We start from the raw sequence: 14,150 nt of genomic DNA on the forward strand, positions 1-14,150 counted from the left end.
TGCGGTGGTGGTCAGCGGCGCCCATGCCCGCCCGTGTCGCCGTCGAGACCATTGGCTTCGAGGCGGTTCTTGCCCTGCTCGATGTTGTCGAGGTTGTGGTCACGGGTGCTCTGCATCAAGCGGACCTGGCTGATCGTGGAATCGGTGATGCCCGTCAGTGCGTCGCGGATGGACAGCATGGTGTCCTTGGTGGTCTGCCGCTCCTTCTGCTCCTGCGGCTTGGCCTTCTCGGCGAACTCACCACTCGTGCCGGGCCAACTGACGGTGGGGGCCAGCTCGTCGAGGAACTCCTCGGTCATGCTCCTGGCCAGGGTGCCGATCTCCTCCAGCTGTTCCGCCAGGGCTTCGATGCGCTGCGGATCCGCGTAGTACCGCTGTCCCATGGTCAGTTCTCCCCGTCCTCGCCGATCGCGTCCCGCCAGGCAGGGGACGGCTGGCTGCTACGTGCCGTGTCCTCGGCGTCCTCGCGGAGGACCTCCGGACCGAACATCCGCTCCCAGTCCAGCTCGAAGCCCTTCAGCTCGGGCACTTCGCTGCTGGGTTCGGCGAAGGGCGCCATCGCCTTCATCACATGGCGGTTCATCTTCAGGCGCGCGGCGCCCGCCGCTTCCAGGACGCTGGCGGCCAGTTCCTGGGGTGACATGTCGCGGTACTTGTTCTCCAGGAACTCGATCCCGGTCAGTTCGCCCTGCGGGCCCACGGTGGCGCGGACCGCGCGGTCGGAGGAGAGCACGGCGAACGACGCCTGCCGCAGTTCGCGCTCGGTGCGCGCGACCGCTTCCTGGGCCGTGCGGAGTTCGGCCATCGCCTTCTCCAGACGCTTCTCCAACGGTTCCATCAGGCCCGCGTCTCCCTTCGCCTCGGTCTTCCCGTACGTCCTGGTCTCGCGTACGACAACTGCGTATCTGATCTTGCCTGGTGAGGGCCCGTTTCGAAAGCCGGGGTCCGTGGAGCGCTCATCGTCCGATGACCGCCGGGGTGCCGCCCTCCTCTGTGCCCCACACGTCGGCGTCCTCCTCCAGGTAGTCGGCGGAGGTGGTGGACCTGCGGCCCGAATCCGCGACTTCCTCGGAGTTGTCGCCGCCGGTGGTCGTCACACGGGACGCCGGTGCCAGGAAGGTGTCGCTGTCCTCCTGGCGGTTCCACGGGCTGCGCCTGCGGCGGTTGCGCCGCTCGCTCTCCTCCACCGCGTCCACCAGTACGGCACGCACCCGCTCGCCGTTGCCCTTCTCGCCGCCTCCGCCCATGCCACCCATGCCGCCGCCCATCGGCATGCCGGGCGAGCCGGGTGTGCCGGGGGCACCGGGGGTGCCGGCCCCGCCGCCCGAAGCGGCCGGGCCGTTCGCGGATGTGCCGTCGGACAGAGGGGCAGCCCCGCCCGCGCCGAGACCGTCCAGTGAGCCGGAGCCGCCGAGGCCCGCACCGGCACCGACGGAAGCCGCGCCGCCACCGCCGGAGCCCGCGCCACTGCCTCCGCCGTTCAGGTCGGGGAGCGTGATGTCACGGTTGGAGCCGCCGCCACCAGGGCTGTTCAGGCCGTCCGGGATGTCCAGAGTGTTCTTGTTCCCGGCGGAGTTGAGGTCGTGCAGGTCGACCGTCTTGGTGTGGCCCTGCGGGTCGGTGACCGTGGCGATGCCGGTGTCGGGGTCGATGACCTGCTTGCTGCCGTCCGGGTTAGTGGAGGTGAGCATGCCGTTGTCGAGGGTGGTGACGGAGCCGTCCGGGTTGGTCACCTTCGCCCCGTGGGTCAGATCGGTCAGCGTGGTGCTGCCGTCGGGATTCGTGGAGGTGAGCATCCCGCTGTCCGGGTCGAAGCTGGCCTTGCTGCCGTCCGCGAACGTGGTGGCGAAGTCGCCGTGGTCGAGCGAGGTGTGAGCACCGGTCGGGGATTCCAGGCCGGACTGGCCGCCGTTGATGTCGCCGAAGTTGCCCAGGTCGCTGATGGACTGGGTGTCCGGACGGGAGTTGAGGTCCCCCAGGTCTCCCAAGTTGCCCAGATCCCCCACGCCGTTTCCGCCGTTGCCGCCGTTGAGGTTGCCCAGGTTGCCGAGGTTCTGGGTGGTGGTGTGGCCGTTCGGGTCGGTGGTGACCGCCTGGCCGGTCGAGAGGTCGACACTCTGGCGAGTGCCGTCGGGGAACGTGGTGGTCAGCTTGCCGTCGTCGCCGAGGGAGGTCACCGAGCCGTCCGGGTTGGTCACCTTGGTGCCGTCGCCCAGGTTCTGCGTGGTCGTCGAGCCGTCCGGGTTGGTGGTGGTGAGCGTCCCGCTGTCCGGGTCGAAGCTGGTCTTGCTGCCGTCGGGGAAGTCGGTGGCCAGGTCGCCGCCGGTCAGCCGGGTGTCGGCACCGGTCGGCGAGTTGAGCACGCTGTCCGCGCCGCCGAGGCCGTTGATGTCGCCGAGACTGCCCAGGTTGGTGTTGGTGGTGGAACCGTCGGGGTTGGTGGTGAGGCCCTGGCCGGTCGAGGGGTCCACGCTCTGGACGGTGCCGTCGGGGAACGTGGTGGTCAGCTTCCCGTCGTCGCCGAGCGAGGTCACCGAGCCGTCCGGGTTGGTCACCTTGGTGCCGTCGCCCAGGTTCTGCGTGGTCGTCGAGCCATCCGGGTTGGTGGTGGTGAGCGTCCCGCTGTCCGGGTCGAAGCTGGTCTTGCTGCCGTCCGGGAAGCCGGTGGTGACCTTGTCGTCGCTCAGCCGGGTATTGCCGCCGGTCGGGGTCTTGAGGGAGGTGTTCGCACCGCCGTTGATGTTGCCGAGGTTGCCCAGGTTCTGCGGGCCGGGGGGCATGGCGGCGGGCTGCTGGTTCCCGTCACCACCGAGACCGTTCAGGCCACCGGTGCTGCCGCCGGGGTTGTTCAGGTCGCCGAAGTTGCCCAGGTTCTGCGGGATCGGGGGCACGGAGGCGACCTTCTGGTTCCCGTCACCGCCGAGGCCGTTCAGGCCGCCGCTGTTGCCGCCGGGGTTGTTCAGGTCGCCGAGGTTGCCCAGGCTCTCGGTCGGCGGCTTGTTCGGGTTGTCCTGGTTGCCTGGGTTCAGCAGGTCGTCGAGGTTGAGCTTCTGGTTGCCCCCGCCACCGGCAGGATTGTTCAGGCCGCCGAGGCTGTCCCCCAGGGCTTTGCTGTTGGCTTTGGCCGCGGCCTCGGCTTCCGCGCGCGCCTTGGCCGCTTCCGCCTTGGCTTCCGCGCGTGCCTTGGCCGCTTCCGCCTTGTCCTCCGCACGCTGCTTGTTCGCCTCGTCGCGCAGCTTCTCCGCGTACGCCTTGTCCTCCGCACGCTGGTCGTTCGCCTCGTCGCGCAGCTTGTCCGCCGCCGCCTTGTCCTCCGCGCGCGCCTTGGCCGCGTCGTCAGCCGCCTTCTTCGCTGCCGCGGCGGCTTCCGCTGCCGCCTTGTCGGCGGCGGCCTGTGCGTCCTCCGCCTTCTTGTCCGCGTAGTCCTCCGAGGCCGTGCTGGTCGTCTTCGGCTTGGGGATGTTCTCGGTGAAGTCCTTGCTGAGGTCGATGAAGTGGTTGTTCAGGCGGGACTGCACTATGGCGGCTTCCTCGCCCAGGTATTTGTCGACACCCTGGGTCCAGATCTCGACCGCCTTGTCGCCGACCTTCGTCCAGGAGGCGGAGTCGGTGAGGTCGCCGTAGTCGCTCACCTGGCTGAAGTCGCCGTGCGGGCTGTGCATGTAGGTGGTGTAGTAGGGACCGATCGCCTCGATGTCCGTCTTCTTGACGTTGTTCTCGTTCACCCACGTGGCGAGGTCGTCCAGGACGTAGCGCAGTACCTGATGCGGGTCGTAATGCGGGGAGTTGGCCCACTTCAGCCATGCGGCGAGCAGATCCCTCGCGGCGTCCTCCAGGTACGTACGGCCCAGTGCGAGCGCGCGTGAGTACACCGTGCCTTCGGTGCTGGTCTCGCTGCCGTCGCCGACGGCGGAGTTGAAGGTCTCGACGTAGTTGTCGTAGTTCTCGCGGATCTTCTCGATCAGGCTGCGGAAGACGTCCGCCGCCTCGCCTTTCCAGCTCGCGTCGTCCGCGCCGAAGCGGTCCTCCCACTCCTTCAGGAGCGGCGCCTGGTCCCTGAAGAACTTCGCGGCATAGTCGAAGGACTTCCCGGTGTCGTCGAAGGACTGCAGGACCACGGCGTCGCCGCCCGGAACGGGCAGCTCGCTGAACTTGGTGCCCTCCGTACTGCCCTCCAGCAGAGCCATGAGCGCCGCCCGCGGTCCGTTCATATACCGGGCGAGTGGCCGACTGTCCATCTTGTCGTCGTTGTAGTCCGTGAACTCGTTGCCCGACCGGACATCTGCGTCGTTCACGTTGTCGGAGCCCGCAGAGGCGAAGATGACCTCGTCACCGGACTTCACGCGACCCTCGAAGACGATCCGGGCCTGCTTGACCTCCATCGTCTTGCCCTTGTCGAAGAACCAGATGTCGTAGTCGTCGTCCGAGTTCATCGCGAAGCCGGTGGAGTCCTCGACGGCCGTCTTGATGCTCTTCTCCTGGAAGTCCATCCGGAAGAGCTTGCCGCCCTTGTCGGAGCGGAGCTTGTCGAAGAGTTCGGGGCGTTTCGGCATCGGATAGCCAGTGATGTGGGCGACCAGGTCGGCCCACGTGTCGGACTCCAAGTATTTGGCGTCGGCGACGTACTTGAGGTGGTCGTCGTGGTTTTCGTCGATGCCTGTGTCTTCCGCCACCGGGCGCCCTTCCTGGTCTGTTGTCGTCCGTACCGACGCACCCCGTCACGGGCTCAGGAGTCTCAGTCGTCCGAGCTGTCGGAGCCGCCACTGCTGCCGGCGGTGAGTGTGTCGACGTCTTCGAAGCTCTGGAGCAGCGTCTTCGCGTCGATCGCCTCCAGGTTCTTGTCCTTGGTCTTGTTCGCCTCGTCGATGGTGTCGGTGAGTGCCTCTTTCAACTCCTCGAAAAGCTTGATCTGGTCACCGAGCAGTTTGTCGAGGGCCGTGGCCGCGTCGCTGACGCCCTTGACCAGCTTCGGCCCCGAGACCAAGGGGCCCGCGAGCATCGGGCCGATGCGCAGAAGCTGCCTGTCCTGCACGAGGTTGCTATCGGTGGTCTTTCCCTCGATGAGCTCTTCGAGCGTGCGGACGCCGGCCTTCGAGCCGTCCTCGCGGTGCGTCTTCGCCGCCTTGTACACCGCCTGTACCTCGTTGTCGCGGAAGTTCTCCATCTCCTTGAGATTGAAGTGCTTGACGTCGGCTTTCTCACCAGCCATGGGACGTTCTCCTGCTGCTCGGCGCCGGTCGGGGGGACGGGACGGTCCGGCGGGCGCCCTGCACAGGGACACCCGCCGGACCGGTGGGGCGGGGCCTAGCGGGCCCGCACACCACCCCAGTTGTCGGCGCTCTTGCGCTCGTCGCGGGAGTGGTTGTCGTGGATGGAGCGGATCAGTTCGCCGTTGTCGCCAAGGAGCCTGGCCATGTTCTTGGTGGCCTGGTCCCACTGTGCCTGGACCTCACGGTACTTCTCCTGGTCAGCACCCTCCCAGGAGTTGACGAGCGGCTTGAGCTCGTCCTCAAGGTTGTTGAGGGTGTTGATGATGAGCTGGGTCTGCTCCATCAATTCCTCGATGGCTTGCTGGACCTTGGGGTACTGCAGGTCGATGATGCCGTCGGCCATGACGTCTCCTCTCGAAGTCCGGGCAGAGGGCCCGGGAAGCTCACGAAGTCCGGCCGCACGGAAGGGGCCGGTGCCGCGGTGGGGGTCAGCTCAGTGCTTCGAAGACACCCTGGCTGGTCTTGCTGTTCAGAACCTCGGTCAGGTCCTGGTTCTCCTTCGCCAGACGGTTGGCGGAGGTCACGTTCTCCTGGAGGGCGTCGATCATCGTGCTGATCTGGACGACGACCTTCTGCGCCTCGGTGTTCCAGCTGCGGAAGAGCTTCAGCAGGGCCTGGCCCTCGTCGCCGCCGACGCCCGAACGCGCGGCGATCTCGGCGACGTTGTTCTGGACCTTCTCGACCTGGTCCCGGGCCGACTCCAGGGAGGAGACGCCTCCCAAGCCCTTGGCATAATCCGCTTTCCTTGCGGCGCTGTCCGCCATGACGCGCTCCTTTCGTTCAGGCGCGTTCATCGCACCGTTCCTGCTGAGGCTAGAGAGAACCCAGTGTTCCGCGCAACGCGAGTGCGGAAGATCTGAGCATCGGCCGACCAGTTGAATTCAGCCGTGTGGCAACGGAGTTGTCCGGAGATTGCAGCGGGATGAACACAGGCATCGGACCGTACGGGGTGAAGCGATGTGGGCCGTCGACCGAGCTGCTCGGGAAACGGGCGGAAGGCGGGCATGCGAAGTGGCCGAACGGGCAACGGGAAAGCCTCGTTTCCGGCCTTGCCCGCGGAATTGCGCCGGGCGGGTCCGCCCGAAACATCTGAGCTTCTTCTGAGCTTCGCGCGCGTATCCGGGACCGCGCGGACTGCGTCGCCTTCACCGAATTCACACTACCCGAACCGGATTTGACCCCGCTTTTCCCCGCGATCGCCCCTGTTTCCATTCTTCGGCACACTATGTACGCCTTGCCGGAATCCGTACGTTGTGTCAACTGCGGGACCCGGCAACCGCCTTCTCCGCGCCGGCACTCTCGCCGCCACCCGCACCGTCCGTCTCGCCGGCCTTCTCGCCTGCCTTTTCGCGGGCCTTCTCCGACCGGTCGGCGGTACCGCACGCCGGAGCCGTCACCTTCGGCTTGGCGGCGCCGGACGCGGCGGCCGGGTCGAGGTCCGCGCCGGTGGGGACGGCCGCGAGCAGCGGCGCCGGAACCGATCCGATGTCCCCCTCGCCGTATCCGAGGGCTGCCAGTGAATTCTTGTCGGAGACGCGGTACTTCACGCCGTTCTCCGCGACCAGATAGGTGGTCCCGCCGTGTGCGGCGCCGCTCGCGTGCAGGGCCCTGACCAGGGCTCCGTGACCGGGTCGTACGACGGTGGCGTCGGTCGGGACGCAGGCCGGGGCCAGCGGCTGGGCGGTGCCCTCGGACACCGCGACCGGGGCGAGGCGGGTCAGCGGGACCAGGACCGAGCGGATCCGGGCGCCGCCGTCGCCGCCGTCGACCTGCGCGCAGAGCGCGGTGCCGCGCGCCGCGGACTGCGGGGCCGGCGGTGTGTCCGGCAGTTCCGCGGAGGCGGCGGGGCCCGGGTTCTTCGCCCGGTGTTCGCGCAGCACGGCCGCACCGACCGTACGCGCCTCGGGCGACTTGCCCTGGTAGGCGTCCTTCTGGGTGGCCGGGTCGCCGAGCACCAGGGCCGCGCCGAGCCGGGTCAGCGGCACCGTGCCGTCCTTGCGGAGCAGATGGTAGGTGCTGCCGCCGCCGGGCACGCTGACCTTGAAGACCTGCCCGATCCGGCTGGCCTGTCCCTCGATCTCGGGGCCCTGTTCGCCGCGGCCCGGCAGCTTGGGCGGGCTCAGGGCGGGGCCGGGTGCCAGCGCGTCGAGGAAGGCGGCGGAGACCGGCATGGGCTCCTTGGAGCCGTAGCCGAGCGCGTTGCGGGCGTCGGACGCACGGTCCAGGGCCAGCCTGCTGCCCCGCCACACCAGGTACTCGGCGCCGTCGGGGCCGCGTACGAGCACCCCGCGGTCGCTGTCGACGCCCCGGGAGTCCAGCGGCGCCCCGGCCACGATGCTGGTGGCCCCCGGCTTGTTCACCCCGGTGTCCGTCACGGCGCCGGAGGTGTCGGGCAGCGCACCGCCGGCTCCGGTGACGCACATGTGCCAGGCGCCGGAGTCGAGTTCGCCGGGCCCGGGCACGGTGTCGGGCAGGCCGGGGATGCCGACCGGGCCGCCCACCGGGACGTCCCGCAGCGAGGCGGTGCGCACGTCGACGGCCGCCAGGTCGGAGCCGCCGATCAGCCGCGCGGAGGCGTAGTTGCGCACCGGGTGCAGGACGCCGTCGGTGTCGGTCCACAGGTAGCGGGCGCCGGTGTCGCTGTTGACCACCAGGTGCTTTCCGTCGCGCCAGGCGTCGTTGCCGCCGGGGCGCAGCAGACCGTAGACGACGGTGCCCGCGCCGATCAGGACGGTCACGAGCACGCCGAAGATCACGCCGCGCGTGGTGCGCCCGAGGGGGCTCTCCGGGGCGTCGGGGTCGGCCGTGAGCAGGCCCGAACTGAGTCTGCCCATCATGAAACTGTGGGCGTGTACCTGGTCTCGTTTGGACTGCACGGCCTCTCCTACGACTCCTTGTCCGTGTCCGGCGGGCGGGCTCCGTACCCCGCTGGGTGGGTGCCCGTGGGGCTTCCCGGTGGGTGGTTGTGCTCAGCCGAACAGGCCGCGCAGCCAGCCGAAGAGCCCGGCCACCCAGCAGCTGAGGGGCAGCAGTGCCACGGCGAAGAGGGTGTGCGCCAGTTCCCCCGCACGCCCCCAGTAGGGCAGCATCCGGCGGCCGGGCACCGTCCAGGCGGCGACGACGAGTCCGGCCGCCGCGGCGAACAGCACCGCGAAGACGACCAGGCGGCCGTTGCCGTCGCTGTCGATGGCCCAGGCGCGGGCGAGCAGCAGCAGTCCCCAGACGCCGGGGACGGCCAGGGTCAGCCGCTGCCCGATGTGGACCAGGCCGCGGCAGTGCAGGAGCAGCAGCAGGCTCAGTACGAGGGAGGCGAGGACCGCGGGCAGGCCGGGGCGGTGGGTGAGAACGATCAGGGCGGCCGCGGCGATGGTGCCGGTGGCGGCGAACAGCGCGGTGACCCAGCGTCCGGCAAGCTCGGTGCGCTGGGCGACCTCGTCGCCCGCGTAGGGGTCGATGCCCTCCTGCAACTGGCTTGCGGTGGAGGGCAGCGCGGGCAGCCGCAGGCCGGCCAGTTTGAAGGCGAAGGGGGCCACCGCTCCGGCGGCCAGCGTGACGAACGCCGCGACCAGTGCCACCGCGGCCGGGGCGCCGAGGCCGCTGTAGCCCATCAGGGCTCCGGCGATCGCGGTCGCCACCGAGACCAGGGCGGTGGCAAGGAGGGCCGGGGCGCCGACGGCGGTGGCGGCAAGGGCCAGGACCGCGCCGCCCGCGCCCGCCGCGCCCGCGGCGAGCAGCCGCGCCCCCGCGACCCGCACCGCGTCCGGGCCGCTGAGTTCGCCGCCGGGCAGCAGCCAGCCGGCCAGGGCCAGGCAGGGGGCGACCATCAGGCCGAGCGCGGTCGCGGAGAGCCGGTCGCCGACCGCGCGGCTCGCCGATCCCGCGCCCGCGAGCAGCAGCACCCCGGCCACGGCCGCGCAGGCGGCCCGCAGGGAACCGGATTCGCTCACCCCGGGCCAGAGCACAAGCACCAGGGCGGCCACCACCGTGGCCACCGCGGTGCCCACCAAAAGTCCGCGGGCCGCTCCGGCATGCCAGGTGTGCAGCTTGCGGCCCGCGGTGTCGGCTATCCCGTCCACCAGGTCGTCGAGGCGCGCCTCGGGCAGCGCCTCGGTGTGCGGGCGCAGGTAGAGCACATCGCCGTCGGCGAGCCCGGCGCGGGCCAGGGTGGCCTCCTCGTCGAGCGGCGCGTCACCCAGCCGCTGCAGCACCCAGCCGGCGTGGTCGAGGCCCGCCTCCTCGGCCTCCTCGCCGACATAGCGCAGCAGCGTGGGCAGGAGGTCGGCGACCGGCACATCGGCGGGCACGGCCAGATCGACGGACACGCTCGGCGCACGTACGGTCAGGCGGCACAGTTCGGCCACCGCACTGTCGGTCATCAGCTGAACTCTCGTCTTCCGTGGTGGCTTTGCCGGGAGGACTTCCCCGGGAGTGAGGACGCGCGAATAGTACGGAAGACCCGCGCGGCCGGGAACATGGGCGCCGGGCAAGAGAATTGTGTCCGCGCCAACCGCGGACACCTCCCCGCGTGGACAGGGCACGTTCCGTGAATGCAGACTACTGCCTACGTCCGCCGGGTCGTGCTGCGGTCCGGATCCATTGTCCGGAAGAGACCGGAAGAGAGTTGGCCGTCACGGGAGTTGCCTCTCCCCCGCTATCCTCTGCCCCGCTATCCTCTGCCCCGCTATCCTCCCGAACCATTCACCCGGCGTTCACCGCGTCAAGCGGGTCCCGGAGAATCAGCATGGTGCGGTCTTTCCGTCACCGAGCGCCCCGGTATTCGCTGCGGGCCTGAAAGCCAGTAAAAGCGGAGGTTCTGTTCCTTGAGTGTGGTGCTGTTTCGCCGTCCGGCCCGCAGGCGCGGACCGGAGATGCCCGAGGGACAATTGACCCTTCAGGAACCGCCGGTCCTCTCCGAGACAGTTCCGGACACCTCGGCCATATGGACTTATCTGCCGATGGCTCTCATGTCGGTGTCGATGATGCTCATGTTCCTGCGCCCCGGCGGCGGGAACGGCGTCTTCATGTATCTGGCGATGGGCGTCATGGCGCTCTCCGCCGGTGCCATGCTCCTGGGTCAGCTCATGCGCAAGTCCAGCGAGCGCAAGCAGCGCCTGAAGGGCGAACGCCGCGACTACCTCCGCTACCTGGCGCAGACCCGCAAGCGGGTGCGGACCACCATCGCCGAGCAGCAGCGGGCGCTGGCCTGGCGCCACCCGGAGCCCGCCTCGCTGCGCTCCCTGGCCCGCACCTCGCGGTTGTGGGAACGCCGCCCCGCCGACGAGGACTTCGGCGAGATCCGCCTCGCGGTCGGCGAACAGCAGCTCGCCCTCGCCCTCAACCCCGTCTCCACCCGCCCGGTCGAAGACCTCGAACCCCTCTGCGCGCACGCCCTGCGCCGCTTCATCCGCGCCTACTCCACGATCCCGGGCCAGCCCCTGGGCCTCTACCTGCGCTCCTCCGCCCGGGTCCTGCTCCGCGCCGAGGAGACCGACGCGGAGGCCGCCGAACAGACCGAAGGCACCGAAGAAGTACGCGCCCTGGTCCGCGCCATGCTCGGCCAGCTCGCGGTGTTCCACGCCCCCGAGGAGCTGTGGATCGCCTTCTGCGTATCCGACGAGCGGCGCCCCGACTGGGAGTGGGCCAAGTGGCTGCCGCACACCCTGCACCCCTACGAGGAGGACGGCGCGGGGCAGGTCCGCCGGATCACCGCCGACCTCACCGAACTCGACGACCTGCTGGGCGCCGAGTTCGCCGAGCGCCCCGGCTTCGACCCCGACGCCCGCCCCGGCCGTGACGAGCCCTACACGGTCATCGTCCTGGACGGCGTCACCGTCCCCGAGGGCCACCGCTGGGCGGGCCACGGATACCGCAACGCGCTGATCCTTGACGTCTCCGGGGCACTGCGCTGGCGCCCCGGCCGCAACACGCTGCGGCTGACCGCCGGGCCCGACCAGGTGAGCCTGGTGCGCACCGACCGCAGCCGCAAGGAGCGCTCCGTCCCCCTCGGCCGGCCCGACCGGCTCGGCCCGCACGGCGCCGAGTCACTGGCCCGGCTGCTCACCAGCCGCCGCATCAGCCTGGGCAGCGACATCGCGCAGCCACTTGACTCCGACGTCGAACTGACCACCCTGCTCGGCATACCCGACCTGCACCGGCACGACCCGCAGGCGCTGTTCGACCGCAACACCGGCTCGGCCCGGCTGCGGGTGCCGATCGCCGTCGGCGTGGACGGCCGCCCGGTGGAACTCGACATCAAGGAGTCCGCACAGGGCGGCATGGGCCCCCACGGCATGCTCATCGGCGCCACCGGCTCCGGCAAGAGCGAACTCCTGCGCACGCTCGTCCTCGGCCTGGCCCTGACCAACTCCTCCGAGACCCTCAACTTCATCCTGGTCGACTTCAAGGGCGGCGCGACCTTCCTGGGCCTTGAGGAACTCCCCCACACCTCTGCCGTCATCACCAACCTCGCCGACGAGGTCGCCCTGGTGGAGCGCATGCAGGACGCCCTGCACGGCGAACTCATGCGCCGCCAGGAACTGCTGCGCTCGGCGGGCAACTACACCTCCGCCCTGGAGTACGAGCGGGCCCGCGCCGCCGGAGCCGACCTCAACCCGCTGCCCAGCCTGTTCGTGGTGGTCGACGAGTTCAGCGAACTGCTCTCCGCGCACCGCGAGTTCATGGACCTGTTCGTGATGATCGGCCGCCTCGGCCGCTCCCTGGGCGTGCACCTGCTGCTGGCCTCGCAGCGCCTGGACGAGGGCCGCATGCACCAACTGGAGAGCCACCTCTCCTACCGCGTCGGTCTGCGCACCTTCTCGGCGATGGAAAGCCGGGGCGTCCTGGGCGTGCCCGACGCCTACCAGTTGCCGGCCCAGCCCGGCAGCGGCTTCCTGAAGTCCGGCGTGGAGGCCCTGACCCGCTTCCGCGCCGCCTACTCCTCGGGCACCTACGCGCGCCGTACCGGTGCGGTCGTACAGGCCCGCGTCGCCAGCCAGGTGGTGCCCTGGACCAGCGGCTGGGTGGTGCCGCGCACGCTGGAGGCGGCGCCCGACCCGGAGCCGGAGGTCGAGGAGAACGGCCCGGAGGAGACCCTGCTCGATGTCGCCCTGGACCGGCTGCGCGACTCCGGTCCGGCCGCCCACCAGGTGTGGCTGCCGCCGCTCTCCGAGCCCTCGTCGCTCGACGCCCTGCTGTCCGGCGTCGAATCCGTCACGGACCGCGGTCTCAGCGCCGACAACTGGCCGGGCACCGGCAAGCTGCGCGTCCCGGTCGGCCTGGTCGACAAGCCCTTCGAGCAGCGCCGCGACCCGCTGGTGGTGGACCTGTCCGGGGCCGGCGGCCATGTCGCCATCGCGGGCGGTTCGCAGAGCGGCAAGTCCACCCTGGCCCGCACCCTGATCGGCGCCCTGGCCCTGACGCACACCCCCGCCGAGGTCCAGTTCTACTGCCTGGACTTCGGCGGCGGCGGACTCTCGCAGCTCTCCGCGCTGCCGCACGTCGGCGGGGTCGCGGCGCGGCTCAACCCGGAGCGGGTGTACCGGGCCGTCGCCGAGGTGATGACGCTGCTCGCCCGCCGCGAGCAGTTCTTCGTCGACCACACCCTGGACTCCATGCAGTCCTACCGGCGGCGCCGGGCCGCCGGGGAGTTCCCCGACGAGCCCTTCGGCGATGTGTTCATGGTGGTCGACGGCTGGTCCACGGTCCGTCAGGACTACGACGGCCTGATCCCCAAGTTCAACGAACTCGCCGCCCGCGGCCTCAACTACGGAATCCACCTGCTCATCACCACCACCCGCTGGGTGGAGCTCTCCGCCCAGGTCCGTGACCAGGCCGCCACTCGCCTCGAGTTGCGGATGGGTGATCCGATGGACTCCGAGATCGACACCCGCAAGGCCCGCTCGGTGCCGCGCAGCGGCGGCCGCGGCATCACCGCGGACAGCAAGATGCACTTCCTGGCCGGGCTGCCCCGCATCGACGGCAGCGGCTCCCTGGAGGATCTGGGCGACGGCGTCGCCCATCTGGTCGCCGAGGTGTCCCGGCACTGGTCGGGAGCACCCGCCCCGCAGGTACGGATGCTGCCGCACCGACTGCCGCTGGCCGAACTCCCCGCGCCCCAGCCCACCGAGGGCGGCGGCATGCGTCTGCCGCTCGGCATCGACCAGGACGCCCTGGAGCCGGTCTGGCACGACTTCAGCCGCACCCCGCACCTGGTCGTGGTCGGCGACACCGAGAGCGGCAAGACCAACCTGCTGCGTCGCATCACCGCGGGCATCACCGCCCGCTACGCACCCAGCGAAGCGAAGATCATCGCGGTGGACTACCGCCGCACCCTGGTGGACACCATTCCCGAGGAGTACCGCATCGGGCACGTGATCTCCCTGGACAACCTCAAGGAGACCGTCGACGGCGCGGCCCGTGCGATCAAGACCCGTGTCCCCGGCGCCGACGTCGCCCCGGGCCGTATGCGCCAGTGCGACTGGTGGACGGGGCCCCGCCTGTTCATCCTGGTCGACGACTACGACATGGTCTCCGGCAACTCCTTCCAGAGTCCCTTCGAGCCGCTCTTCGAGCATCTGGCCCTGGGCTTCGAGACGGGCCTGCACCTGATCGTCGCCCGCAGCGCCATGGGCGCGGGACGCGGTCTGAGCGACGGCCTCCTGCGCCGCCTGGACGAGGCCAACAACCCCGCGGTCCTGCTGTCCTGCCCGCCCACCGAGGGCCGCCTGTTCGGCAACGCCAAACCCCGCAACCTTCCGCCGGGCCGGGCCCTGCACATCGCCCGCCGCCGCGAGCGCCTGATGCAGACGGCGCTGGTGGAGGAGGCTCCGGGCCAGAGCGGCTGAGGGCAAGCGCAACAGGAAGCGGGGGCCACTCTTGGTG

At 70.1% G+C, this 14,150-nt stretch carries 9 protein-coding genes; 1 reads left to right on the plus strand and 8 read right to left on the minus strand.

From position 1 onward, the window contains the following. Window positions 1-11: 11 nt before the first annotated feature. The 8 genes from ACWFR3_RS19585 to eccD all read right to left on the minus strand — a co-directional run bounded on the left by ACWFR3_RS19585 (window position 12) and on the right by eccD (window position 9,646). On the minus strand, window positions 12-383 hold the full coding sequence (locus ACWFR3_RS19585) for a hypothetical protein (RefSeq protein WP_453735856.1): 372 nt from the start codon (window positions 381-383) through the stop codon (window positions 12-14). 2 nt (window positions 384-385) lie between these two features. Further along, complete coding sequence (locus ACWFR3_RS19590; protein WP_453735867.1) at window positions 386-841, minus strand: YbaB/EbfC family nucleoid-associated protein; 456 nt, start codon at window positions 839-841, stop codon at window positions 386-388. 115 nt (window positions 842-956) lie between these two features. Further along, window positions 957-4,673: an AAWKG family protein gene (locus ACWFR3_RS19595; RefSeq protein WP_453735857.1), complete on the minus strand. Its 3,717-nt coding sequence runs from the start codon at window positions 4,671-4,673 to the stop codon at window positions 957-959. 62 nt (window positions 4,674-4,735) lie between these two features. Then, window positions 4,736-5,209, minus strand: coding sequence for a type VII secretion system-associated protein (locus ACWFR3_RS19600; protein WP_453735858.1), 474 nt, complete (start codon window positions 5,207-5,209; stop codon window positions 4,736-4,738). A gap of 95 nt (window positions 5,210-5,304) precedes the next feature. Further along, on the minus strand, window positions 5,305-5,613 hold the full coding sequence (locus ACWFR3_RS19605) for a WXG100 family type VII secretion target (protein ID WP_453735859.1): 309 nt from the start codon (window positions 5,611-5,613) through the stop codon (window positions 5,305-5,307). Window positions 5,614-5,698: 85 nt separating this feature from the next. Further along, entirely contained in the window at window positions 5,699-6,034 is a 336-nt protein-coding gene (locus tag ACWFR3_RS19610; protein ID WP_453735860.1) for a hypothetical protein, read from the minus strand. Window positions 6,035-6,526: 492 nt separating this feature from the next. Further along, entirely contained in the window at window positions 6,527-8,146 is a 1,620-nt protein-coding gene (gene eccB, locus ACWFR3_RS19615; RefSeq protein WP_453735861.1) for a type VII secretion protein EccB, read from the minus strand. A 93-nt stretch (window positions 8,147-8,239) separates the two neighbouring features. Continuing rightward, window positions 8,240-9,646 (minus strand): type VII secretion integral membrane protein EccD, encoded by a 1,407-nt coding sequence (gene eccD, locus ACWFR3_RS19620; RefSeq protein WP_453735862.1) that lies wholly within the window; start codon window positions 9,644-9,646, stop codon window positions 8,240-8,242. Window positions 9,647-10,138: 492 nt separating this feature from the next. On the opposite strand from eccD, the gene eccCa reads away from it, so the two are divergent. Beyond that, entirely contained in the window at window positions 10,139-14,113 is a 3,975-nt protein-coding gene (gene eccCa, locus ACWFR3_RS19625) for a type VII secretion protein EccCa (protein WP_453735863.1), read from the plus strand. Window positions 14,114-14,150 lie beyond the last annotated feature (37 nt).

The organism is Streptomyces sp. NPDC055189 (assembly GCF_053606765.1).